Origin of the sequence: Vibrio methylphosphonaticus, from assembly GCF_023634655.1 — a bacterium.
GTDB lineage: Bacteria > Pseudomonadota > Gammaproteobacteria > Enterobacterales > Vibrionaceae > Vibrio > Vibrio methylphosphonaticus.
Window position 1 is genome coordinate 39,804 of record NZ_JAMKMS010000015.1, and the last position, 23,132, is coordinate 62,935.

General features: G+C 45.4%; 24 protein-coding genes. 10 read left to right on the forward strand and 14 right to left on the reverse strand.

Annotated features, from left to right (window positions below; all coding sequences use genetic code 11):
- Nucleotides 1-70: 70 nt before the first annotated feature.
- Together groL and M9196_RS16840 are read right to left on the reverse strand one after the other, a co-directional pair.
- Complete coding sequence (gene groL, locus M9196_RS16835) at nt 71-1,708, reverse strand: chaperonin GroEL (protein ID WP_250618679.1); 1,638 nt, start codon at nt 1,706-1,708, stop codon at nt 71-73.
- A gap of 69 nt (nt 1,709-1,777) precedes the next feature.
- Nucleotides 1,778-2,068 (reverse strand): co-chaperone GroES, encoded by a 291-nt coding sequence (locus M9196_RS16840; protein ID WP_102471149.1) that lies wholly within the window; start codon nt 2,066-2,068, stop codon nt 1,778-1,780.
- Between the two features lie 223 nt (nt 2,069-2,291).
- Between M9196_RS16840 and M9196_RS16845 the strand changes: the two genes are divergently transcribed.
- Entirely contained in the window at nt 2,292-3,638 is a 1,347-nt protein-coding gene (locus M9196_RS16845) for an MATE family efflux transporter (protein ID WP_250618680.1), read from the forward strand.
- Between the two features lie 50 nt (nt 3,639-3,688).
- On the opposite strand, the gene cysE is transcribed toward M9196_RS16845, so the two are convergent.
- The 4 genes from cysE to M9196_RS16865 all read right to left on the reverse strand — a co-directional run bounded on the left by cysE (nt 3,689) and on the right by M9196_RS16865 (nt 6,896).
- Nucleotides 3,689-4,510, reverse strand: coding sequence for a serine O-acetyltransferase (cysE, locus tag M9196_RS16850; RefSeq protein ID WP_250618681.1), 822 nt, complete (start codon nt 4,508-4,510; stop codon nt 3,689-3,691).
- Nucleotides 4,511-4,635: 125 nt separating this feature from the next.
- Nucleotides 4,636-5,658: an NAD(P)H-dependent glycerol-3-phosphate dehydrogenase gene (gene gpsA, locus M9196_RS16855; RefSeq protein ID WP_250618682.1), complete on the reverse strand. Its 1,023-nt coding sequence runs from the start codon at nt 5,656-5,658 to the stop codon at nt 4,636-4,638.
- Nucleotides 5,659-5,832: 174 nt separating this feature from the next.
- Nucleotides 5,833-6,300, reverse strand: a complete 468-nt coding sequence (secB, locus tag M9196_RS16860; protein WP_250618683.1) for a protein-export chaperone SecB — start codon at nt 6,298-6,300, stop codon at nt 5,833-5,835.
- 161 nt (nt 6,301-6,461) lie between these two features.
- Entirely contained in the window at nt 6,462-6,896 is a 435-nt protein-coding gene (locus M9196_RS16865) for a rhodanese-like domain-containing protein (RefSeq protein ID WP_250618684.1), read from the reverse strand.
- Nucleotides 6,897-7,279: 383 nt separating this feature from the next.
- Between M9196_RS16865 and gpmM the strand changes: the two genes are divergently transcribed.
- Both gpmM and M9196_RS16875 read left to right on the forward strand, forming a co-directional pair.
- Complete coding sequence (gene gpmM, locus M9196_RS16870) at nt 7,280-8,812, forward strand: 2,3-bisphosphoglycerate-independent phosphoglycerate mutase (protein WP_250618685.1); 1,533 nt, start codon at nt 7,280-7,282, stop codon at nt 8,810-8,812.
- Between the two features lie 124 nt (nt 8,813-8,936).
- Nucleotides 8,937-10,067, forward strand: a complete 1,131-nt coding sequence (locus M9196_RS16875; protein WP_250618686.1) for a murein hydrolase activator EnvC family protein — start codon at nt 8,937-8,939, stop codon at nt 10,065-10,067.
- 63 nt (nt 10,068-10,130) lie between these two features.
- Here the strand turns inward: M9196_RS16875 and M9196_RS16880 are convergent, their stop codons facing one another.
- From M9196_RS16880 to zapB, 3 genes are all read right to left on the reverse strand, one after another.
- Nucleotides 10,131-11,108, reverse strand: coding sequence for a DHH family phosphoesterase (locus M9196_RS16880; protein WP_250618765.1), 978 nt, complete (start codon nt 11,106-11,108; stop codon nt 10,131-10,133).
- A gap of 119 nt (nt 11,109-11,227) precedes the next feature.
- Nucleotides 11,228-11,872: a TetR/AcrR family transcriptional regulator gene (locus tag M9196_RS16885; RefSeq protein WP_250618687.1), complete on the reverse strand. Its 645-nt coding sequence runs from the start codon at nt 11,870-11,872 to the stop codon at nt 11,228-11,230.
- 151 nt (nt 11,873-12,023) lie between these two features.
- Nucleotides 12,024-12,266 (reverse strand): cell division protein ZapB, encoded by a 243-nt coding sequence (gene zapB, locus M9196_RS16890; RefSeq protein WP_250618688.1) that lies wholly within the window; start codon nt 12,264-12,266, stop codon nt 12,024-12,026.
- Between the two features lie 336 nt (nt 12,267-12,602).
- On the opposite strand from zapB, the gene glpX reads away from it, so the two are divergent.
- The 3 genes from glpX to M9196_RS16905 all read left to right on the forward strand — a co-directional run bounded on the left by glpX (nt 12,603) and on the right by M9196_RS16905 (nt 14,813).
- Nucleotides 12,603-13,610, forward strand: coding sequence for a class II fructose-bisphosphatase (gene glpX, locus M9196_RS16895; protein ID WP_250618689.1), 1,008 nt, complete (start codon nt 12,603-12,605; stop codon nt 13,608-13,610).
- 147 nt (nt 13,611-13,757) lie between these two features.
- Nucleotides 13,758-14,375 (forward strand): helix-turn-helix transcriptional regulator, encoded by a 618-nt coding sequence (locus tag M9196_RS16900; protein ID WP_250618690.1) that lies wholly within the window; start codon nt 13,758-13,760, stop codon nt 14,373-14,375.
- A gap of 108 nt (nt 14,376-14,483) precedes the next feature.
- The gene (locus M9196_RS16905; RefSeq protein WP_250618691.1) at nt 14,484-14,813 is read left to right on the forward strand and encodes a DUF3135 domain-containing protein; all 330 of its coding nucleotides are present in this window, start codon (nt 14,484-14,486) and stop codon (nt 14,811-14,813) included.
- A 45-nt stretch (nt 14,814-14,858) separates the two neighbouring features.
- On the opposite strand, the gene M9196_RS16910 is transcribed toward M9196_RS16905, so the two are convergent.
- Complete coding sequence (locus tag M9196_RS16910; protein ID WP_250618692.1) at nt 14,859-15,284, reverse strand: DUF805 domain-containing protein; 426 nt, start codon at nt 15,282-15,284, stop codon at nt 14,859-14,861.
- Between the two features lie 14 nt (nt 15,285-15,298).
- On the reverse strand, nt 15,299-15,646 hold the full coding sequence (locus M9196_RS16915) for a 5-carboxymethyl-2-hydroxymuconate Delta-isomerase (protein ID WP_250618693.1): 348 nt from the start codon (nt 15,644-15,646) through the stop codon (nt 15,299-15,301).
- Between the two features lie 243 nt (nt 15,647-15,889).
- On the opposite strand from M9196_RS16915, the gene tpiA reads away from it, so the two are divergent.
- On the forward strand, nt 15,890-16,660 hold the full coding sequence (tpiA, locus tag M9196_RS16920) for a triose-phosphate isomerase (RefSeq protein WP_250618694.1): 771 nt from the start codon (nt 15,890-15,892) through the stop codon (nt 16,658-16,660).
- A gap of 162 nt (nt 16,661-16,822) precedes the next feature.
- Here tpiA and pfkA read toward each other — a convergent pair whose 3' ends face one another.
- From pfkA to M9196_RS16935, 3 genes are all read right to left on the reverse strand, one after another.
- The gene (gene pfkA / locus M9196_RS16925) at nt 16,823-17,785 is read right to left on the reverse strand and encodes a 6-phosphofructokinase (protein WP_250618695.1); all 963 of its coding nucleotides are present in this window, start codon (nt 17,783-17,785) and stop codon (nt 16,823-16,825) included.
- A gap of 309 nt (nt 17,786-18,094) precedes the next feature.
- Nucleotides 18,095-19,003, reverse strand: a complete 909-nt coding sequence (fieF, locus tag M9196_RS16930; protein ID WP_250618696.1) for a CDF family cation-efflux transporter FieF — start codon at nt 19,001-19,003, stop codon at nt 18,095-18,097.
- A 134-nt stretch (nt 19,004-19,137) separates the two neighbouring features.
- On the reverse strand, nt 19,138-19,641 hold the full coding sequence (locus tag M9196_RS16935) for a CpxP family protein (protein ID WP_250618697.1): 504 nt from the start codon (nt 19,639-19,641) through the stop codon (nt 19,138-19,140).
- Nucleotides 19,642-19,825: 184 nt separating this feature from the next.
- Between M9196_RS16935 and M9196_RS16940 the strand changes: the two genes are divergently transcribed.
- From M9196_RS16940 to M9196_RS16950, 3 genes are all read left to right on the forward strand, one after another.
- A complete protein-coding gene (locus M9196_RS16940; RefSeq protein WP_250618698.1) occupies nt 19,826-20,509 on the forward strand; it encodes a response regulator in 684 nt (227 codons plus the stop codon).
- A gap of 2 nt (nt 20,510-20,511) precedes the next feature.
- A complete protein-coding gene (gene cpxA, locus M9196_RS16945; RefSeq protein ID WP_250618699.1) occupies nt 20,512-21,900 on the forward strand; it encodes an envelope stress sensor histidine kinase CpxA in 1,389 nt (462 codons plus the stop codon).
- 89 nt (nt 21,901-21,989) lie between these two features.
- Nucleotides 21,990-23,114: a M14 family metallopeptidase gene (locus tag M9196_RS16950; RefSeq protein ID WP_250618700.1), complete on the forward strand. Its 1,125-nt coding sequence runs from the start codon at nt 21,990-21,992 to the stop codon at nt 23,112-23,114.
- The last annotated feature ends 18 nt before the right edge of the window (nt 23,115-23,132 follow it).

A 23,132-nucleotide genomic window follows, 5' to 3' on the forward strand; every position in this document is an offset into this window, starting at 1 on the left:
TTGTTTGTTTTTGAAGCAGATACAAAAAAGCCAGAGGTTTCCCTCTGGCTCTGTCGGCAATTTCTTACACTTACATCATGCCAGGCATGCCACCCATTCCGCCCATATCAGGCATCGCTGGTGCGTCTTTTTGTGGTGCGTCAGTTACCATTGCTTCTGTTGTGATCATAAGACCCGCAACCGATGCTGCAAACTGTAGTGCACTACGCGTTACTTTTGTTGGGTCTAGGATACCCATTGCAATCATATCGCCGTATTCACCTGTTGCCGCATTGTAACCGTAATTACCTTCACCTGCTTTCACGTTGTTAGCAACTACAGACTCTTCATCACCTGCGTTTGCAGTAATTTGACGAATTGGTGCTTCCATTGCGCGAAGTGCCACGCGGATACCCACGGTTTGCTCTTCGTTGTCACCTTCAAGGCCTGCAACTTTAGATGCTGCGCGGATAAGTGCAACACCACCACCAGCAACCACACCCTCTTCAACAGCAGCTCGTGTTGCATGAAGTGCATCTTCAACACGGTCTTTCTTCTCTTTCATTTCAACTTCTGTTGCCGCGCCTACTTTAATCACCGCTACACCGCCAGCCAGTTTCGCTACGCGCTCTTGAAGTTTTTCTTTGTCGTAATCAGATGTCGCGTCTTCAACTTGCTGACGAATCTGAGTGACACGACCTTGAATCATCGCTTCATCACCCGCGCCATCAATGATGGTAGAGTTTTCTTTGGTGATCGTTACGCGCTTAGCTTGACCTAGGTCTTCTAATGTTACTTTCTCAAGGTCTAGGCCGATTTCTTCAGAAATCACCGTGCCGCCCGTTAGGATTGCGATATCTTGTAGCATAGACTTACGACGATCACCGAAACCTGGAGCTTTAACAGCAGCCACTTTCACGATGCCGCGCATGTTGTTCACAACTAACGTTGCTAGTGCTTCACCTTCTACGTCTTCTGCAATGATCAGCAGTGGACGAGAGGCTTTAGCAACCGCTTCTAGTGTCGGTAGCAGCTCACGAATATTCGATACTTTCTTGTCGATAAGAAGAATGAACGGGCTCTCTAGATCAACACTGCCAGCTTCTTGGTTGTTGATGAAGTAAGGAGATAGGTAACCACGGTCGAACTGCATACCTTCAACAACGTCTAGCTCATCTTGTAGAGCCTGACCTTCTTCAACGGTAATCACGCCATCACGGCCTACTTTTTCCATCGCTTCAGCAATGATGTTACCCACTGTCGCGTCAGAGTTTGCAGAAATAGTACCAACCTGAGCAATCGCTTTAGTATCTTTACACTCAACAGATAGGGCTTTTAGCTCTTCAACTGCAGCAACAACCGCTTTGTCGATGCCACGCTTAAGATCCATTGGGTTCATGCCCGCAGCAACGGCTTTTAGACCTTCAGAAATGATAGACTGAGCCAGTACTGTTGCTGTTGTGGTTCCGTCACCCGCAGCGTCATTCGCTTGCGAAGCCACTTCTTTAACCATTTGTGCGCCCATGTTCTGGAATTTGTCTTCCAGTTCAATTTCACGCGCAACAGAGACACCATCTTTAGTAATCGTTGGTGCACCGAAAGATTTGTCTAGTACCACGTTACGGCCTTTAGGACCCAGTGTTACTTTTACAGCGTCAGCTAGAACATTAACACCTTCTAGCATTTTGATTCGTGCGTCGTTGCCAAACTTAACGTCTTTAGCAGCCATTGTTTATTTCCTTATCTAAATTCAGTGGATAGCTTGTTTAGAGTAAAAAATTACTCAACGTCTACTTAATTATTCTACGATAGCCATGATGTCATTTTCAGACATGATCAAGACTTCTTTGCCGTCGATTTTTTCAGTTTTTGTGCCGTAGCCTTCAGCGAAGATAACCGTGTCACCCACTTTAACGTCCAATGCTTGAACTGACCCGTTTTCTAAAATGCGGCCATTACCTACAGCCAGCACCGTACCACGTGTTGATTTTTCTGCAGCAGAACCCGTAAGAACGATGCCACCAGCAGATTTAGATTCAACTTCTTTGCGCTCAACGATCACGCGGTCGTGTAGAGGACGGATATTCATCGGTCGTGTCTCCTGAATTAATTAATATGTTAGCTTGAGAATGCCTTAATTCGGCTTGTGATAATTATGTTGGGGGCGATTGGGTTGATCCCAAGGGGCAGAGGACAAAATTTTGTGACAAAAATAACGAAATTGAGCTTTGCCACCATCAAGAGATAAGGATCCATGTGATTCTCGCACGATTTAGGGAATTCCTGTATCCTAAGCCCCTGTTTCATCAACGATGAATTCTATGCAAGATAAGCACGGGCTGCTCTCTGCCCCTATTCCCACAGTGCTCAAGCAAATGACGGTTCCCATGGTGTTTGGCATGGTGGCAATCTTAGCTTTCAACCTCGTTGATACCTTCTTCATTGCTTTACTTGGTACCCAGTCACTCGCTGCAATCAGCTTTACTTTTCCCGTCACATTTGGAGTGAATTGCATCACCATGGGTATTGGTGTGGGCCTTTCCACCATCATTGGTCGACTACTGGGACAAGGTAATACTCGCAACGCCGCGCAATTTACGACTCATGGCCTCATTCTTGCGGTTATTTTGGTTACCCTCGCTTCTACTGTTGGGCTATTTAGCATTGACCCGCTGTTTCGCATGCTAGGCGCCAGCGACGATATCATTCCGCTCATCGACCAATACATGATGATTTGGTATCTCACTATCCCATTGCTGGTTATCCCCATGGCAGGCAATAGTGCCATTCGAGCCACGGGCGATACCAAAACGCCAGCTAAAATCATGATGCTCTCTGGCGTATTAAACGGCATTTTAGATCCGCTGTTTATCTTTGGCATCGGTCCATTCCCCGAGCTCGGTATTCAGGGCGCGGCCATTGCCAGCGGTTTTGCTTGGTTTGGCGCGTTATTGGGTTCGCTTTTTGTGCTGACTAAGCGTGAAAAATTGCTAGGAAAAGTTAACCCTGCCGCGCTACTAAAAGACTGGGCGGCCATTTTAAAAATTGGTACTCCGTCGGCTTTATCCACGGCAATGTCACCTATTTCTGGCGCTATCTTAATGAAGATGCTCTCCGTTCACGGCACCGCTGCCATCGCGGCTTATGGCGCGGCGCAGCGAGTGGAGTCTTTACTCATTCTGGTTCTCATTTCTTTAAGCTCTGCCTTAACCCCTTTCATGTCGCAGAACTTTGGTGCCAAACAACCGGAGCGAAGTTTCTCAGGGTTATTCCTCAGCATGCGTTTTTCAATCCTATTTCAGCTGATGGTCTTTATTATGATGGTGCCACTCAGCATTCCGATTTCCGCCATGTTTTCTCAAGAAGCGGCGGTACGGGAAATCCTTTGGCATTACTTGCTTGTCGTGCCGTTTAGCTACGGGTTTCAGGGGATTATTATGATGCTCGGCAGCGGACTCAATGCGCTTCACTTACCGAATAAAGCCTTTATGTGGAGTGCGATGCGTTTGTTCATATTCACACTCCCCGCCGCGGCGATTGGCAATTACTGGTATTCGTTGGAAGGGCTCTTTATTGGCGTAGCAGTGGGTAACGTCGTCGGTGGTGTGCTGGCCTATTTGTATGCGATAAAAATACGAAAAGCCCAGTGTTTACACTGAGCTTTTACTTCTGAGCCGTTCTATTTCAATATCGGTGGTGTGACTAAGGTTTAAATACCATCACCGCCGACAAATGTTTGTGACTTGCCGTTAAATTGCTGGTCCATATCCAAAGAAGGCATATCCGTTTTAGGCTTACCAACTATTTTAGCTGGCACCCCTGCTACTGTGGTATGCGCGGGCACGGCTTGCAGTACCACTGAGCACGAACCTATTTTTGCGCCAATACCCACTTCGATATTACCAAGGATCTTCGCGCCTGCGCCTATCATCACGCCCTCGCGAATTTTAGGGTGACGATCACCGCCTTCTTTTCCTGTACCACCTAACGTCACATCTTGAAGTATCGATACGTCATTTTCGACCACTGCCGTCTCACCCACAACAATACCTGTCGCGTGATCCAGCATGATACCTTTACCAATGCATGCCGCTGGGTGAATATCCACTTGGCACGCCACTGAGATCTGGTTCTGTAAATACGTCGCTAATGCCACGCGACCTTGCTTCCATAACCAGTTGGCAACACGATAGCCCTGTAAGGCGTGAAAGCCCTTTAGATACAAAAGCGGCATTGAATACATAGAGACAGCAGGGTCACGATTCACTGTGGCACAAATATCACAAGCCGCAGCATCTGTAATTGAAGGGTCAGCAGCAAATGCCTGCTCTACCACTTCACGCACCGCCATCGCTGGCATAGACGCGGTCTTGAGTTTATTCGCAAGAATGTAACTCAATGCCGCCCCTAGGCTTTCATGATTAATGATTGTGGCATGATAAAAACTCGCCAGCATCGGTTCTTCTTCCGACTGCTTACGCGCTTCTTTTATAATGCACTGCCATACTTTTTGTTTTTCACAGTGTTTCATGTTCTGTCCTAAGAGTAATATCTAGCCTTAAAAGCAGTGCGTCGTAACTTCACTATCTTGCATAACATCAGGTAACGCTATACATAAAGCAATGACGCATAGGCTCAGCGCTTATTTTACAACGCTTATTGTTTCTCTGCTTTTTTATCCCTTGCTAGTAGATCTTGCGCAGCAAGCATCGCATCCTTTCCTTGATACAATACTTGATAGATTTGGTCAACAATTGGCATCTCAACACCGACTCTTTGTGACAACAACCAAACCTCTTTCGTATTACGATAACCTTCAACCACTTGGCCAATTTCAGTTTGTGCAGACTCGACATCTTTTCCCTGACCTAATGCCAAGCCAAAGCGACGGTTACGAGACTGATTATCGGTACAAGTCAGCACTAAATCACCAAGCCCCGCCATGCCCATAAAGGTATCCGGTTTAGCTCCGATAGCGACACCTAAGCGAGTCATTTCAGCTAAGCCTCGGGTGATCAATGCCGTTCGGGCATTAGCACCAAAGCCAATTCCATCCGACATACCAGCGCCAATCGCAATCACATTTTTAACCGCACCACCTAATTGCATCCCAATAAAGTCATCATTGGCATACACACGGAACGTTTTACTGCAGTGGATCTTGTCTTGTAACTCCGTCACAAAGTCCGGATTGGTCGATGCAACAGCAATAGCCGTTGGCATTCCAGCCGCTAATTCTTTTGCGAACGTCGGACCAGAAAGTACCGCTAGAGGGTAGCTATCACCAATGATATCGCTGGCTACGTCTTTTAGAAGGCGACCGCTTTCAGGCTCTAGCCCTTTCGTTGCCCAGCATATACGGCTGTCTTCACGTAGGTGCGGCTTCATACTTTCAAGTACGATACCAAACACATGGCTTGGAACGACAATCAACAGATCTTGGCTAGCTTGTACCGCTTTTTGGAGATCGGATTCAACAATGAGTGACTCAGGAAAGTCGATTCCTGGCAAAAAGTCATGGTTCGCACGATCTGCCTCTAAGCGAGCCATATGTTCAGGATCGTGCCCCCAGATGACTACATTTGCACCGTTTCGTGCCAAAGAAATGGCCAGCGAGGTCCCATAGGATCCCGCGCCAATGACTGTCATTGAAATATCTTTCCCGTATGCGTTACTCATAACACCACCACGTCATAGTTTGAAAGCCACAGCTAAATGTTTCGTTTCTAAGAGTTTCATCTTCTAAAGCTTAACTTTAACCGTGAAAATAAAAAATGCACATCGCTAAGCGCTGTGCATTTTCAAAAAGGTTGCTAGTTCTTGCAAAGCGATAGCCCTGCAACACTCAGCGAATTACGCTTCAGCTTGGTCTTCTGTTTGAGCTTGCTGCTGAAGGTAGTTCATGAACAATGCATCAAAGTTAACTGGTGCTAGGTTCAATTGTGGGAACGTACCTTTCATCGTAAGGCTAGAGATAGTTTCACGAGCATAAGGGAACAAAATGTTCGGGCAGAAAGCACCCAGACAATGTGCCAATTGGCCTGCTTCCATTTGCTCAGCTGTGAAAATACCACCTTGTTGAACTTCACAAAGGAATGCTGTGTCTTCTGCGTTCTTAACCGTCACCGTTAGACGAAGTACCACTTCGTATACGCCTTGTCCTAATTCACGGCTTTGCGTGTCTAGGTCTAGCTTAACGTCTGGGTTCCATTCTTTTTGAAACATGTCCGGTGAGTTCGGCGCTTCAAAAGAAAGATCTTTTAGGAAGATACGTTGAATTGTGAAATTCTGTTGTGCTTCTTGAGGTGCTGCTTCAGCCATGATGAATATCCTTTATAATACGTCTAAAATTAACAAAACCGTTTCTGAGTTGTCTGGCAGACTAGCCGAGCCAATGTTTTATGACTAGGCGAACCGCTAATTCCGTGGCATTTATCACATCCCTACGTAAGAAATGCCGCGAAAATGCTCAATTACTAGGGTTACTTCTTACCTTTAATCAGTGGCAGGTTTGCTTCGCTCCAAGCTGACAGGCCGCCTTTAAGCACATAAACCTGTTCAAAACCTGACTTAGCAAGCAAGTTTGCACTTTCTTGTGCAGTCTGACCCGTCTTACATACCACAATGATTGGGTCTGATTTTTTGTTTTCAAGGCTAGGCGTTGATTCTGCTTTGATATCAGAAGGAAGTACGTTAACAGCGTCAGTAATGTGACCACGTTTGAAATCGTCTTTTGAACGAATGTCCACAACGAGTGCGCTGTCATGGTTCATCATTTGAGTCACTTGCGCGGCTGAAATCTCTTTGTACGCTGCATTGGCAGACTTCACGAAGTTGGCAATCAGAGCAACAAAAAGTGCGGCCCAAACCACGGCCATGATCATATTTTGTTGTAAAAAATCTAAGTACTCTTGCATAGCTAGCGCTCTTAATTAGTTGAAGATGAAATCAGACGAGGAGTATAACGGCTTCGCCGCCCTCTGGCGAGGGGGGAACTTGTTTCGAATAAATAATTGAGATCCTTCTTTCGCTATTGCAGCAATAGTGAAAAGCGATTAGTCAACATCACCACCTCTGCGCTAATAATAGCTGAGCATTTAAGGAATCAATGACGTATAGCGTCTATGATTACCCCACTACAACAACAAATGTGTGCAATTAACTTTCAAAAAACTGAAAACAAGCTACGGTAATCACAAACAATATTTGATCTGCCACTACTGTTTTGGTTAAAAAGTGTAGTAAAATTACGCTAATTTGTTTTCAGTAAAGTTATTTTAGATTCAACGAGGTTATAACTATGTCAGCTAAGAAGCCTATGGCTCTAGTCATTCTTGACGGTTGGGGATACCGTGAAGATAACGCAAGCAACGCTATCAACAACGCAAAAACTCCAGTAATGGACGGCTTGTGGGCAAACAATCCACGCACACTTATTTCAGCATCTGGTATGGACGTCGGTCTTCCAGATGGTCAAATGGGTAACTCAGAAGTGGGTCACACCAACATTGGTGCCGGCCGAGTGGTCTACCAAGACCTGACACGTATTACTAAATCTATCGCTGACGGTGAATTTGGTCAAAACGAGACCATTGCCGCAGCAATGGATAAAGCCATCGCTGCTGGTAAAGCCGTTCACCTAATGGGTCTAATGTCTCCAGGTGGTGTTCACTCTCACGAAGACCACATTTACGCTGCCGTTAAAATGGCTGCTGAGCGTGGCGCTGAAAAAATCTACCTACACTGCTTCCTAGATGGTCGTGATACGCCACCACGCAGTGCTGAAGGTTCACTAAAACGCTTTGAAGAACTCTTTGCAGAGCTTGGTAAAGGCCGTGTTGCTTCTCTTGTTGGTCGTTACTATGCAATGGATCGTGACAACAACTGGGATCGCGTTGAAAAAGCCTACGACCTGCTTACTCAAGCCGAAGGTGCTTACACGTTTGACTCGGCTGTTGCTGGTCTAGAAGCCGCTTACGCTCGTGAAGAAAACGATGAGTTTGTCGCGCCAACCGAACTACGCGCAGAAGGTCAAGAGTCTGCTGCTATCGTTGATGGCGATGCAGTTATCTTCATGAACTACCGTGCTGACCGTGCTCGCGAAATCACTCGTGCATTCGTTCCTGCATTTGAAGGCTTTGAGCGTAAAGCATTCCCAGCGGTTGATTTTGTTATGCTAACGCAATACGCAGCAGACATCCCTCTGCTATGCGCATTCCCACCAGCATCTCTAGAAAACACCTACGGCGAATGGCTATCTAAAGAAGGGAAAACTCAGCTACGTATCTCTGAAACAGAGAAGTACGCACACGTGACTTTCTTCTTCAATGGTGGTGTAGAGAACGAATTTGACGGCGAAGAGCGTCAACTTGTTGCCTCTCCAAAAGTAGCGACGTATGACTTACAGCCAGAGATGAGCTCTGAAGAGCTAACTGAGAAAATGGTTGCGGCTATCAAGTCGGGTAAATACGACACGATCATCTGTAACTATCCAAACGCAGATATGGTTGGTCACACTGGCGTTTACGAAGCAGCAGAGCAAGCGATTGAAGCTCTAGATGCAAGCGTTGCAAAAATCGTTGAAGCAATCAAAGAAGTCGATGGTCAAATGCTGATCACGGCAGACCATGGTAATGCGGAAATGATGGTTGACCCAGTCACTGGCGGCACCCACACAGCTCATACCAACCTTCCAGTTCCTCTTATCTATATTGGTAGCAAGGACATTGAGTTTAAAGAAGGCGGTAAATTGTCTGATTTAGCACCAACTATGCTTTCAATGACAGGCATGAACATTCCTGCAGAAATGTCAGGCGACATTCTTGTAAAGTAATGACACAAGTCTGATAAAACGCCGATGCTTATGCGTCGGCGTTTTTGTATGCTTGCACCTATTATCGCTTTTCAATAAAGTAGGAGCTAAGACGGACTTGCCCTCTTTTCTCAGCGGATACGACATGCACTCTAATCACAAGACGCACCTCCTTGTTGCTCTCACGACGCTCATTATTGGTGTTGCTACAGCTATTACACCGCTAAACAGCGCCGCGAGCCAAAATGAACTTTCTGGTGTTAAAAGTGAAATAAAGCGCCAACAGCAAGGGTTAAGCCAGCAACAAAAAGAATTAGATAAACTGCAAAAGTCGTTACGCGAGCAAGAGATAGGCATCTCGAACATTGAAAAAAACATCCAATCCACCACCTCACAACTGGCCACAGCAAACCAGAACATTGATAACCTGCATCAGCGCGTTATCGCCCTTACCGAACAAAAAAAGACTCAGCAAAAAATATTAGCTGAGCTCGTACAGACGTATTACATCACCAAGCAAAACCGTAATACTTCGAGCATGTTTAACCATGACTCCAAAGACGACCGTATCAGCCAATACTATCAGCATCTTGCTAGCGCTAGAGCCGACACTTTAGAACAACTGACTACCACGGAACAACAACTTGTCGAAAGTGAAAGAGCCCTTGAATTAGAGCGCAACCAAATCGCTCAATTGCTTCAACAGCAAAAAGACAAACGCGATGCATTGGCAAAAAACCAACGCAGCCGGAAAAGTACTCTCAGTAAAATTAAGAAAAGCATCTCTGGTGACAAAACCTATTTAACTGAGTTGCAACGTAATGAGACCCGCCTAAAGGCCGAAATTGCTAAAGCCGCCAAACGTAATCAAGTGCCAATGGATGGACTTGCCAGACAAAAAGGCAAATTGCCATGGCCAATCAAAGGCAGCGTTTTACATAACTTTGGCACTAAGCAAGCAGGCCAAGCGAGTTGGAAAGGCATGGTCATTTCAGCTCAATACGGCACTCCCATCAAATCTGTCTATTCGGGTACGGTCGTCTTTGCTGATTACTTACGTGGATATGGGCTGGTTGTGTTGCTCGATCACGGCAAAGGTGACATGACTCTCTATGGCTACAATCAGACGCTACTCAAAAAAGAAGGGGATAAAGTCTCCGCTGGAGAAACCATCGCGCTGGCGGGTGACACCGGTGGGCAATCAAGAGCCTCACTCTATTTTGAGATTCGTCGCAACAGTAAAGTTCAAAATCCAAAAAGCTGGCTAAAACGCTAGCTCCACACCGCCGCACGGGTAAACCTCATGATAGTCTGTCACCGATAAACCTTAACCGACATCCTATTGTTGATAGTAAGCGAGCGCCGTATCAATCAATGTCTGAATGCACGCTCGCGGTAACTGGTTAATCCCACCCGCGGCTTCTCGCCCTCCCCCGGTATCAAACTGACTGCAAATTGCCGCCGCACCTTGCTTATTGTTCAATGGGGCGCGCACTGACACGGTATAACAAACTTGCCCATCAGCCCCTCTTAACTCTCGCTCGACTAACGTAATATGCGCACGCGAAGGGTTTAGGTTGGCGAGCCCATTAATATATGTTCCTGACATACGTCTTGCCGCTGCTGTCGCTGGTAACGACACAACTTGAAGCGTGGCAGAATCAAACAACGTGGTCGCTTGGCTTAACGCCGACTGATCTTTTTCAAATGCCGCTAACAATACGTGATAAGGGGAATGGATATCTTCTCTGCATTCAAAAGGGGTTCGATAGTTTAATAGCTGTTGGTATAAATCCACCGGAGAAATATGTAAATCCTCCAATTTTTCTCCGTAGCCATTGTAGTTAACTAAGGTGCCTAATTGACACAAAAAATGCCTATCAACATCGTTGAGATTTTCTTTATCTGCCAATGACTCCGCACTGGCAATCATATTATCTCCGTACGCCGCCGTGATTGCCCATAATTGATGCTGACCCGCCAATTGTTCATTGACAATCAAGGCCGTACAGGTGTTGGCATCTAAATTAATATGACTACTCAAATATGCCGATTCTGGTGGCTCAGTGGCCTTGTGGTGATCAATATAGGTGACAGGGATTTTCTGGGCGAGCAGGGTATTGAGTGCCGCTCTATTTTTATCCATTGAGATATCAAGCACTGTCACCGAGCTCGCCTCTTGGATCGAAACACGTTCAAGCAACGCAATGTCACGTTTAATACCAGAGATGAGTTCGCTGGCTCTGGGTTCCGACAGTCTCAGTTGTAACAACGACAATATTCCATCCGCATCGCCATTAAAAACATCGTAGTGCATCTTGCGTCCTTTCATCTGAAATCTTTGCGACTAAATAACAATAAACCCTACTTTGACAGCAGGGTTTATTGAAATACCAATTGGCTATATGACATGAGTGAACGACGCGTCGTGGATAACTAGTTAATCGCTCCACCCATCATTTTAACGCCATCTTCAAGCAGCGCGAGTTGCTCTTGACCTTTGGGGGTCGCTACGGGTTTTACCACATTAATCATATGCAGCATCCCTTGCTGAATCACCTCTTCAGTGATTTTAGTCTTCGGAGACATCGCAGATTGGTAACTCAACCACCCCACAGCCATCATATGTAATGTCATCACCATGGACTTTAATTCTTTCTCGTTTAAGCACAGCAATTCAAAATCAACAAAGGCACGAAGTATATTAACTAAATTGCCTTGAAGTCTCTCTTGCACCACGATGTACTCTTCATGCAGCTTTTCATCGCGCTGTAAGATCTCTGGCAAATTAGCGTAGAAAAAACGGTACTTCCACATCAGAGTGAAAATCGAATTAAGATAATGCTTTAGTAACGCCAAGCTTTCTTGCTGTCCTTGAACCGGCGTAAATCGTTCGATCAGTTCTTGAGAATAGAGCGTAAAAATATCGCGGACAATTTCTTGCTTGTTGCTGAAATGGTAATACAGGTTACCGGGACTGATCTCGATATAAGCAGCGATATGGTTGGTCGTCACATTACGTTCACCGTCTGAATTGAATAACTCTAGGGCGGCATGCACTATTTTATCACGCGTTTTCATTGTCAATTATCCTTTGCCTGTTTTGCGCTAGTATACGTGTTCAAATTGTGAGCGAAAGCGTGAGATCGCAATAGTCTGACTGGTTCGACCAACTAAATACAAAAAAAGCACTCACAGGGAGTGCTTTTCGTAAATCTAAGGGGCTGACGCCTTATTCTACTTCGTCCATTTTACCAAGTAGGTTGCGGATGCGTTCTTGCCATTGCGTGTGTTCACGCTGCATAACTTCAGCCTTTTGCTCAAGTTCTTCACGGCTGCTACGTAGCTCGTCTGCTTGACTAGTCAGTTGAACTTTCTCTTCCTTCAACTCTTCAACTTCCATTTGAAGAAGAGCGATAGTGTCAACTGCAGTTTGAATTTTTGCTTCTAGTTGTTCCAGTACTTCAAAAGACATCTCGGCCTACCTTGTTAAATTCTATGTAATGAAATAGCTTCATTCTATGTTGCCCCATTCTACTCAGCCTAGAGAAGATAGACACGCCCTATATTGCAGATTTTTCACTATTCGGTCAAAAAAACGACGTAAACTAACAAAAGAAGTCTTTAATCGATATCGATAAACCTCCCCTAAACCTTATCTTTCAATGTCTCTTACGTTTATTTCAATAAAAAATCCGATAACCACGCGCTGCTTTGCGCAGTATCAAACAAAAAAGCAAACGTTTCCTTCTTGGTATGTTAAAATTCGCGCCGTAAATTCTTTTGTCAACTTTCATCTATTGGAGTCAATATGAAGCGCGATTTAGCGATGGCTTTTTCACGAGTTACCGAAGGTGCCGCTCTGGCTGGTTATAAATGGTTAGGACGTGGCGATAAAAATGCCGCTGACGGTGCGGCCGTTGAAGTGATGCGTACCTTACTGAACAAAACTGACATCAGTGGTGAAATCGTTATCGGTGAAGGTGAAATTGATGATGCGCCAATGCTGTACATTGGTGAACAGGTTGGCATTGGTGGCGACGCCGTTGACATCGCAGTAGACCCTATTGAAGGGACTCGTATGACAGCAATGGGGCAATCAAATGCCTTAGCTGTGCTCGCCGCTGGAGAAAAAGGCAGTTTTTTAAAAGCGCCTGATATGTATATGGAAAAACTGGTTGTTGGTCCTGGCGCAAAAGGGGCTATCGATCTAGACCTATCGCTTACCGATAATTTAAAAAATATCGCTGCCGCGCTTGGTAAGTCACTGGACACACTTGTTGTCACCACGTTAGCGAAACCTCGCCACGATAACGTTATTGCTGAAATGCAAGCCATGGGGGTTCGTGTCTTTGCTGTGCCAGACGGTGATGTGGCAGCATCGATTCTAACGTGTATGCCAGACAGTGAAGTTGACGTGATGTACTGCATTGGTGGTGCACCAGAAGGTGTGGTATCGGCTGCGGTTATTCGCGCACTCGATGGCGACATGCACGCACGCTTACTTCCTCGCCATGAAGTCAAAGGCGACAGCGAAGAGAACCGTAAAGCGGGTGAGCTTGAGTTAGAACGCTGTAAAGAAATGGGCGTTAAAGCCAATGTTTTACTACGCATGGAAGATATGGCGCGTAGTGACAATGTGGTTTTCTCAGCAACCGGTATCACTAAAGGTGATCTTCTCGAGGGTATTACACGCCAAGGTAATATTGCTACGACCGAAACACTGCTGATTCGCGGTCGTTGTCGTACCATTCGTCGTATTAAATCAATCCATTATCTAGAGCGAAAAGACCCTGAGATTAGAGGCATTATCCTGTAGTGTCGATACGTTAACAAAAAGCGCTGCAATAGCAGCGCTTTTTTGTTGCCATCTGCTTGATAGTAAATAATTTGCTTTATAAAGCTTATCGGCCATAATAGCGTCAGTTATTGATTCTCACTACACCATGAACGACCGGGCAAAGACATGAAAGCGACTGACCACATCATTGATATCATCAAGCGCGAAGGTGCGGTCACGGCGAAGCACGTTGCACAACGGCTCAACATCACAACCATGGGAGCGAGGCAACACCTTCAATCTCTTGAAAATGATGGCCTATTGCACATTGAAGATGTAAAAGTCAAAGTCGGGCGCCCTAACCGCCACTGGTCTTTAACCGACCAAGGTCATGCGAACTTCTCTGATAGACACGCCGATCTTACCGTTCAATTTATTGATGCGATTGAGACTGTTTTTGGCGCCGAAGGGCTAGAAAGAGTAGCAAAAGAGCGTGAATTGAACACCCTAGCTAACTATGAAGAGCAGTTAATAGGGCTCAGCGATCTCGAAAGTAAAATCATAAAACTCACTGAATTACGTGAGAAAGATGGCTACATGGCGGAGTATCAAAAAGACCATTCAAGCTTTATTCTGATTGAAAACCACTGCCCTATTTGTAAAGCAGCCAGCCGATGCAAAGCACTATGCCAATCCGAACTCAATGTCTTCCAGTCTCTCGTTGGTGAAGACACTCTTGTCGAACGTGATGAGCATATCGTTTCTGGCGCTCGACGCTGCGTCTATCGCTTCACTCAGCAGTAAGTTCTCTGTGTCTTATTATTGAGACAGCACGCAATTAAACTGTGACTTTGATCAATACCTCCTAACCTCTTTGTACATGCATGGAGCAATGTTAGATGAGGATGAATTATGGCTGATCCACTTACCCTACCGTCTTTCGATGAACTTGCGGCAATGGCAAAACACAACCCCGAACAACTTAGTCGCTTACGTCAAAACCTGTGTCAGGAACTTATTGAGTCTTGTTCAACGGAAATGCAACCTCGGCTGCACGCACAACAGTCTCACATTGAGCGAGTACTTAAGCGCGCCAATAATCCTATTCATGCTAACGTACTATTGCGACAAGAGCTGCATCGACAATTTGTAAAGTTCTCACAAGCCCTCAACGGTGAATTGAACGATAATCAACCGACGGCGACCATTTTACCTTTCAATAAAAAAGAAGACTGGCGATAAAAAAGGAAGCACACGCTTCCCTTTGATGGTTAGAAAAAACCGTAGTTAGACCGGATCTTTACCAAATTGATTGTCGCCGGACGTCCCTTTCAAAAAGCCACACTCAACTAGAATCCACAACCCACAGCCTATCGCCGCTAAAGAGATTATATTCTGCAGTAATGAAGGTTGCGCCGCGGTAGCGGGATCTAGAGTAGGTAGGCTTAATCGCCCTATTACCAAAGGAATATTCAGCAGTAGCCACCAGCTCGACTTATTACGGTCATGCCATCGTTTTGCGGTTATGAGTAAGTCGGGGATCAAAATAATCAGCAAAAATGCCGGTAATAAAATCTGGATAGCGCCAGGCGCTAACACGTTCATGCCTTGTGCAAAACCCAAAATGCTCAGATAATAACAAACGTTCCATACCCAAAACGTTTTGCGCCCAACTCGCCCCTGTGACGAAAATAGCAGTGATTTAAACGACATGATCAATTCCTACTTTACTGACTGATTTTTTGGAAACAGGACTTATCCATATCCCTTATGTTCACCGTCAAGCTCTTCAGATGCCCAGCTTGTTGTTTCAGAACGTCCATCAGCTTTCTCGACAGCTCTCGCTTTTGTTCTTCTGTTCGCCCCGACAGAAGTTCGAAGCTAATATGCACAAAATCTTCACTGTCACCGTGCTCTCCAATAAGCCAGTTATGGCAGCGTAGAGAGCGAGACTTAACGGAGTCCATTTCAAACAAGCCACAGTGTAGCGTAACTTGATGCAAGTCCTCCAATAAGCCTTGTATATTCAACCGTTGATCAGCCGTGTTTGAATATTCCATTACCAGATTTGGCATCATCTTTCCTTTGAATTGAGAGCTAAGCGACAAGGTATAGCAAGCTAGAGGGAAAATTCCGAGAACTAATCTATTATTCTGTTTACCAAGTCACGATGCTGGCCATACTCACAACGATTCATGAAAGCGAGAAAGTCATGACTCCAATCATGATCTACATGAATTTATCTGTTATATTCTTTCGTATTCACGTTTGTTTTTTACATTCGTACTTTTAAAAACATTGATTTTGGAGAAAATCTTATGCGTCAACCTGTAGTGATGGGTAACTGGAAACTCAACGGCAGCAAAGCAATGGTCACGGACTTGCTTACTGCACTTAATGCGGAACTTGAAGGCGTAACTGGCGTTGATGTAGCCGTTGCTCCACCAGCACTTTACGTGGATCTTGCAGAGCGCACGCTTACAGATGCTGGTAGCGCGATTATCCTTGGTGCTCAAAACACTGACGTGAACAACAGTGGTGCTTTCACTGGTGATATGTCTCCAGAAATGCTTAAAGATTTTGGCGCAACTCACATCATCATTGGCCACTCTGAGCGTCGTCAATACCACAACGAATCTGACGAGTTCATTGCTCAGAAATTTGCGTTCCTAAAAGAAAATGGTCTAACACCAGTTTTCTGTATCGGTGAATCTGAAGCTCAAAACGAAGCAGGCGAAACTGAAGCGGTATGTGCTCGTCAAATCGACGCAGTCATCAACAATTCAGGTGTTGAAGCGCTTAACGGTGCAATCATCGCATACGAGCCAATCTGGGCTATCGGTACTGGTAAAGCAGCAACGGCTGATGATGCTCAACGTATCCACGCTTCTATTCGTGCACACATCGCAGCAAAAAGCGAAGAAGTAGCGAAGAACGTTGTGATCCAATACGGCGGTTCTGTTAAGCCTGAAAATGCTGAAGCTTACTTCGCACAACCAGACATCGATGGTGCTCTAGTTGGCGGTGCTGCACTAGACGCGAAAAGCTTTGCAGCTATCGCGAAAGCGGCTGCAAAAGCAAAAGCATAAGCTTATTGCTCTATAGATGAGCGTCAGTAGCGACGCCATCTATTGGATTAGACATAAAAAAACCGCTGATTAATCAGCGGTTTTTTTATGTCTAATCTTGCTCTCCAACAGTATGTTCACTCCGAGAATAGAAGTGAACAAAACTCTGTGGTGAACTATCGATTAGAACAACTCTTCAGCAACCTTGTATAAATCATCGCGTACAGGGCGCTTCATGTTTTCGATTGCATCAATGATATCGTGATGAACTAGGATCTCTTTCTGGATACCAACACAACGTCCACCATGACCTTCCATCAATAGGTGTACTGCGTAGTTGCCCATGCGAGACGCAAGCACTCGGTCAAACGCGGTAGGACGACCACCACGTTGAATATGACCAAGAACCGTTGCACGCGTTTCACGGCCTGTCGCGTCTTCGATTTCTTTAGCTAGCTCATTCGCATCCATCATCAGCTCTGTTAATGCGATAATGGCGTGCTTCTTACCCTTAGCGATACCATCTTTGATATTGCTAATCAGTTGCTCTTTATCAAGACCCGTTTCTGGTGTAATGATGTACTCACAGCCACCTGCAATTGCCGACATCAGTGTTAGGTCACCACAGTGACGACCCATGATTTCTACGATAGAGATACGCTGGTGAGAAGACGAGGTATCACGTAGACGGTCAATCGCGTCAATCACCGTGTTCAATGCTGTTAGGTAACCGATCGTGTAATCTGTACCTGCAATATCATTATCAATAGTGCCCGGCAGACCGATACATGGATAGCCCATTTCAGTCAGTTTTTTCGCTCCCATGTAAGAGCCGTCACCACCTACAACCACTAGCGCTTCAATGCCGTGCTTCTTCAAGTTTTCAATCGCTTTTTCGCGAACTTCGACTTCTTTAAATTCTGGGAAACGTGCTGAGCCTAGAAATGTACCACCACGGTTAATAACATCAGACACACTAGAGCGATCTAGTTTCTTAATACGATCTTCATAAAGACCTAAATAACCGTCGTAAACACCGTATACCTCTACGCCTTCTGACAAAGCCGTACGAACCACACCGCGCACAGCTGCATTCATACCAGGTGCATCACCACCACTTGTCAAAACACCGATTTTCTTAATCATGCTCACCCTCGATTTAGCAATCTAATTTTCAATTTAAGTATGCCGCACTTCGCGACATACGGAATTCTTATTGTTTTCGCTACGTTTACATCGCTTCCGCTACTGTTTCAGCGCCTCAACTACGTAAAATCGCCCTTGTTCCCCAAAACATTGACGACGTAACTTTATTACTTATGTAAGAGTATTACAGTTTATAGGCTAAATTGTGTTGATTCACATCAGAATCACACTTTTTTATCATGAGCCCTAAGATTAGACAATCAATTTTCGTTACGCCACACACGTAGCCAGTCACCTTTGAGGTCTTCTCTACCAATCCGCTTCTAACTGCTGTTTTTCTTCTTTAATGACCACAGAGTATGGGTCCTGATGAATGAGTACATCCGCTTCGGGAAACGCTTTAATCAACCTTGCTTCTACCTCATCAGCAATCCTATGGGCTTCGATCAGTGGCATTAAATCCTGTAACTCAAGATGTAACTGAATAAAACGCACCGGACCAGACATACGGGTTCTTAGCTGATGAACACCCAACACCCCTTCTACTTCGATAGTAATTTGTCGGATTTTCTGTAACTCTTCCTCTGGTAGCTGTCGGTCAAGTAGCGATTGAACGGCGGTGTACACCATTTTAAACGCACTAACCAAAATAAACACACCAATGCCGATTGCGAAGACGGAGTCGGCCTGACCAATACCATACCAACTCAAGCCAAGCGCCAACATGATAGCGGCATTCATATAGATATCGGTTTGATAATGTAACGAATCAGCCGCAATGGCTTGGCTGCCGGTTTTTTTAACCACGTAGCGCTGAAAAGCCACCAAGCCAGAGGTCACCACTAAAGCAAAGAGGCTGACGTAAATGCCCAGCTCTGGCGAACGCAGTTCGGTTGGCCTAAAAAAGTGGTCCACCCCGTTAAGAATAAGAAAACAAGCCGAACCAGAAATAAACATCGCCTGCGCCAACGCTGCGAGAGACTCCGCCTTACCATGGCCAAAAGTATGTTCTTTGTCTGCGGGCTGAAGCGCATACCTCACGACGATTAAGTTGACGACTGAGGCGGCAATATCAAGAAAGGAATCAATCACGGAAGCCAACAAACTCACGGAGCCCGTTGTCCACCACACGATAATTTTGGTAATCAATAAAAACGTGGCAATGATGGTTGCAGCCCAGGCTGCCATTGTGACGAGTCTTGCGTAACTGTTTTTCATCTTCCGTGACGTTTTAGCTCAACATGACGCAAGTATACTTATTATTAGTGACAAAAATAGAAAAAGTGGCCAATTGGCCACTTTTAAAATGCATTCACAGTGAAGCTAAGTGAACAAAATTTACCGTATCAGCATTACTTTGCCGCTTTTGATTCCATTTTGCTTACGCACTTTTGCATACGCTCTTGCTGTACTTCTTTCAGCTTAGTTTTTTGCTCTGGCGTCAAGATGCTGAGCATTTCATGCTGCTTTTCCATCATTTTAACGCGACGCTCCGTTTGCTTAGCGACCATCTCAGAAGCGAGTTCGTTGGCTGCGGCGGCATCAAATGTATCGGCTAGAACAACATCTTGCATTTTTTGATGACGAGCCTGCATTTCTGCCGTTTTCGACCCTACGTTCTCGCCACGCTTTGCCTTCATCTCAGATTTCATAGACTGACGCATCTCTTTCATTTGCTCTTTCTGTGCGTCTGTCAAATCTAACTGGCTAAACACTTTACGGTCGAATCCACCACACTGGCCATCACCACCTTTACCATGATGTCCACCTTTGCCACCATAAGCGAATGCGCTCGCTGTTGCGAAAGTAAGTGGAAGTACCGCAGCTACAAGAACAAGTTTTTTTGCTAATTTCATAATCAATACCTTTGTTTTTTTGAGGATAGCTGCGTTTGCATCCATTTGCTTTGCAGCGCTTGAGTATAGAATAGAACTTAGTACGTAAAGTAACGCATGTAGAGCGTAAAGAATCGTAAAGATAGATATTTACAATAATTAACGCATTATTATTAGCACGCAGTTAGTTTTTGAGAGATGCCCCATGATGAATATTCTGATTATTGATGACGACACCGAACTCACCAGCTTATTGAAAGACATATTGAGCTTTGAAGGGTTTCAGGTTAGCGAGGCCAATGACGGCTTAGCCGGATTGGAGGCGATGAACCACGATATCGATCTTGTGTTAATGGACGTCATGATGCCACGCCTCAATGGTATGGACACATTGAAAAAACTCCGAGAAACATGGCAAACGCCAGTGTTAATGCTCACCGCCAAAGGCGAAGAGATAGACCGTGTGATTGGCCTTGAACTCGGTGCTGATGATTACCTTCCTAAGCCCTTTAGCGATAGAGAGCTTCTGGCGCGGATTAAGGCTATCTTACGTCGAACGCAATCAATACAAGCAGAGCCGAGTCGAGATAGCGTTTGCTTTGACGACATTGAGGTTTTCCCCGGTAAGCAAGAAGCCACATGCCAAGGTCAAGCAATAGACCTAACCAGCACCGAGTTTGCCTTACTGCATTACTTCGTCTTAAAGCCAGGTGAAACCCTGACAAAGGAAGCGCTCAGCCTGGATGTATTAGGAAAGCGACTATCCGCCTTTGATCGCGCAGTGGATATGCATGTCTCCAACTTAAGAAAAAAATTGCCAGAAAAACAAGATGGTAAGCCTAGAATCAAGACGCTACGTGGCCGAGGCTACCTACTGGTTAAGGAGTGATGATGAAGCTGCCGAATTTTACCAGCCTATATGGCCGAATTTTTGCTATTTTCTGGTTTACCATGTTGCTGGTACTTATCGCCGTCCTCTCTTTACCTCACCTCGATCCACGCGTCGCTCGTGAAGTTCAAGGTGAGCACCTTGAACGGCTATACAAATTACGCGATAGCGTCGAAAAGCGCTTCGATGGTCAAAATAATCTAGGCAAAATCATTTATCGCTTTGATAAGCCGCCCACGCAAACAAACAACCACCGAAATTCTAATGGCGCGCGGCTGTTTCTTGCGGATATGGACGGTAATATTTTAAGCACACAACGTCATGAAGACTTTAAAATAAAAGCCCTGAAAAATTTCATCACCTCGGTCGAATCACCACAAAAGCCGATGCAAAAACTCTATGGCAAATATATGCTTGCTGGCCCTGTACCCATCACTCTTGCCGAGAAAAAGTTACAATTATTCATTGGTTTAAAGTGGAACCAACCACCACCTTTCTTACTGCGAATGTTTGATAAGCCGTTCCAGCTACTGCTCGTGGTTATGGCCGTGAGTACACCATTGTTGTTGTGGCTTGCATGGGCACTGACACAACCCGCAAGACGCCTAGAACGCGCAGCAAAACGGGTCGCGAAAGGGGAATTCAAGCCTGATCCGAGCTTAGAAAAAGGCACCTCCGAATTTAAACAAGCCGGTGCCAGCTTTAATCAAATGGTGGCGGCCGTAAACCAAATGATTTCCGGTCAACAACGATTACTGTCCGACATTTCGCATGAGTTACGCTCACCATTAACTCGCCTACGTATGGCGACGGCTTTGGCTACTCGTAAACAGGGAGAAAGCTCAGAACTCTCTAGAATAGATACTGAAGCACAGCGTTTAGAACAAATGATATGCGAGCTGCTTGAGCTCTCAAGAATGAGCACTGACAGCCATAGTGTTCGTGAAAATCAACCTGCAAGTAGCTTATGGGAAGCGATCTTAGATGATGCGCAATTCGAAGCTGAACAGATGAATAAGAAACTCACATTTTCCGCGATCCCTGAGGCCAGCGTATGTGGAAATCCCAAATTACTGATGAGTGCTATCGAAAACATCATTCGCAATGCCATTCGTTATGGCGATTCAGTTATTAATGTCGATATTCAGCAACACGCAGAGAGCCTACGCATCACGGTTGAAGATGATGGTTCCGGCGTCCCAGAAGATGAGTTGAACGATATTTTCCGACCTTTCTATCGCGTATCGACCGCGCGAGATAGAGACTCTGGAGGGACGGGACTTGGGCTAGCAATAACACAAAGCGCTATTCTGCAACACAACGGTCAGATCGTGGCTTCGCGTAGCGCATTGGGTGGACTTAAGATGCGTGTAGAGCTGCCTTTGGCCTAAGACCCAAATAGCCCTATCAAGCGATATAGATTCTGCTATCTTTGTGGTAGCCTCGCAGTCATTGCTTAGCCTATAAGGTATCAACTCCAATGAAAATTTTTAGTAACTTCGACAGTGGCAACATTTCGGTTGTCAACGCTGATAGTAAAGATGATATTCAACTACGTATCAATAACGATAATCAATCTGAATTCTATCAATGGTTTCACTTCCGTCTAGAAACGACACCGGAGCAGTCGCATACTATCAAGCTTATTGACTTGGCTAAATCAGCCTACCCTGAAGGTTGGAAAGGCTATGATGTGGTTGCGTCTTATGATCGCGAAGAGTGGTTTCGTATTCCCGCTGAATTTGATGGTGACACGCTCTCATTTAATGTCATCCCTGAGCATGGCTCTATTTACTTTGCTTATTTTGCGCCCTACACCTATGACCGCCATCAAGATTTATTGCATATGGCACAAAGCGAACACCATTGCACATTAGAAACGCTTGGTCATACATTAGACAATAACGATATGAGCCTGCTGACCTTTGGTGAACCAGAAGAAGGGAAAAAGAAAATCTGGGTCATTGCACGTCAGCACCCCGGTGAAAGCATGGCGGAATGGTTCATTGAAGGTATGATCCAGCGTTTACTTGATGACAGTGATACCGTGAGCCGCGCATTACTAGAAAAAGCCGTTCTGTATATCGTCCCTAATATGAACCCAGATGGTAGCATTCGTGGGCACTTAAGAACCAACGCTGTAGGGGTTAACCTCAACCGTGAATGGCAAGCCCCTTCAATGGAGCAAAGTCCAGAGGTCTTCCTAGTCCGTGAACGTATGCTCCAAACGGGTGTGGATATGTTCCTCGACATCCATGGCGACGAAGCCATCCCTTATAATTTTGCTGCTGGCTCTGAAGGTATCCCTAGTTACGATGCCGCGTTTGCCGAGTTAGAGTCGACCTTCAAACAGGCATTATTAACGATAACGCCTGAATTCCAAGATGACATTGGCTACGACAAAGACGAACCAGGCAAAGCCAACCTTACCGTCGGTTCCAATTGGGTAGCAGAGCAATTTCACTGTTTGTCATACACGATTGAAATGCCATTCAAGGACAACAACAGCTACCCTGACCCACTTTATGGTTGGTCGCCTGAACGCAGCGTGATCTTTGGCCACGATATGCTCGCAGCAACCCTTGCTGTGAGCGACAAAATCTAACAACCTAAATTAGATCGC

What these genes read in the sequence shown, in the direction of transcription:
- groL (WP_250618679.1), bottom strand. Translation starts at nt 1,708, where the DNA reads ATGGCTGCTAAAGACGTTAAGTTTGGCAACGACGCACGAATCAAAATG.
- M9196_RS16940 (WP_250618698.1), top strand. Translation starts at nt 19,826, where the DNA reads ATGATGAATATTCTGATTATTGATGACGACACCGAACTCACCAGCTTA.
- M9196_RS16900 (WP_250618690.1), top strand. Translation starts at nt 13,758, where the DNA reads ATGAAAGCGACTGACCACATCATTGATATCATCAAGCGCGAAGGTGCG.
- cysE (WP_250618681.1), bottom strand. Translation starts at nt 4,510, where the DNA reads ATGAAACACTGTGAAAAACAAAAAGTATGGCAGTGCATTATAAAAGAA.
- gpmM (WP_250618685.1), top strand. Translation starts at nt 7,280, where the DNA reads ATGTCAGCTAAGAAGCCTATGGCTCTAGTCATTCTTGACGGTTGGGGA.
- M9196_RS16845 (WP_250618680.1), top strand. Translation starts at nt 2,292, where the DNA reads ATGAATTCTATGCAAGATAAGCACGGGCTGCTCTCTGCCCCTATTCCC.
- pfkA (WP_250618695.1), bottom strand. Translation starts at nt 17,785, where the DNA reads ATGATTAAGAAAATCGGTGTTTTGACAAGTGGTGGTGATGCACCTGGT.
- gpsA (WP_250618682.1), bottom strand. Translation starts at nt 5,658, where the DNA reads ATGAGTAACGCATACGGGAAAGATATTTCAATGACAGTCATTGGCGCG.
- M9196_RS16935 (WP_250618697.1), bottom strand. Translation starts at nt 19,641, where the DNA reads ATGAAATTAGCAAAAAAACTTGTTCTTGTAGCTGCGGTACTTCCACTT.
- fieF (WP_250618696.1), bottom strand. Translation starts at nt 19,003, where the DNA reads ATGAAAAACAGTTACGCAAGACTCGTCACAATGGCAGCCTGGGCTGCA.
- M9196_RS16840 (WP_102471149.1), bottom strand. Translation starts at nt 2,068, where the DNA reads ATGAATATCCGTCCTCTACACGACCGCGTGATCGTTGAGCGCAAAGAA.
- M9196_RS16950 (WP_250618700.1), top strand. Translation starts at nt 21,990, where the DNA reads ATGAAAATTTTTAGTAACTTCGACAGTGGCAACATTTCGGTTGTCAAC.
- M9196_RS16875 (WP_250618686.1), top strand. Translation starts at nt 8,937, where the DNA reads ATGCACTCTAATCACAAGACGCACCTCCTTGTTGCTCTCACGACGCTC.
- M9196_RS16880 (WP_250618765.1), bottom strand. Translation starts at nt 11,108, where the DNA reads ATGCACTACGATGTTTTTAATGGCGATGCGGATGGAATATTGTCGTTG.
- M9196_RS16885 (WP_250618687.1), bottom strand. Translation starts at nt 11,872, where the DNA reads ATGAAAACGCGTGATAAAATAGTGCATGCCGCCCTAGAGTTATTCAAT.
- M9196_RS16865 (WP_250618684.1), bottom strand. Translation starts at nt 6,896, where the DNA reads ATGCAAGAGTACTTAGATTTTTTACAACAAAATATGATCATGGCCGTG.
- M9196_RS16905 (WP_250618691.1), top strand. Translation starts at nt 14,484, where the DNA reads ATGGCTGATCCACTTACCCTACCGTCTTTCGATGAACTTGCGGCAATG.
- secB (WP_250618683.1), bottom strand. Translation starts at nt 6,300, where the DNA reads ATGGCTGAAGCAGCACCTCAAGAAGCACAACAGAATTTCACAATTCAA.
- zapB (WP_250618688.1), bottom strand. Translation starts at nt 12,266, where the DNA reads ATGTCTTTTGAAGTACTGGAACAACTAGAAGCAAAAATTCAAACTGCA.
- M9196_RS16915 (WP_250618693.1), bottom strand. Translation starts at nt 15,646, where the DNA reads ATGCCAAATCTGGTAATGGAATATTCAAACACGGCTGATCAACGGTTG.
- M9196_RS16910 (WP_250618692.1), bottom strand. Translation starts at nt 15,284, where the DNA reads ATGTCGTTTAAATCACTGCTATTTTCGTCACAGGGGCGAGTTGGGCGC.
- tpiA (WP_250618694.1), top strand. Translation starts at nt 15,890, where the DNA reads ATGCGTCAACCTGTAGTGATGGGTAACTGGAAACTCAACGGCAGCAAA.
- cpxA (WP_250618699.1), top strand. Translation starts at nt 20,512, where the DNA reads ATGAAGCTGCCGAATTTTACCAGCCTATATGGCCGAATTTTTGCTATT.
- glpX (WP_250618689.1), top strand. Translation starts at nt 12,603, where the DNA reads ATGAAGCGCGATTTAGCGATGGCTTTTTCACGAGTTACCGAAGGTGCC.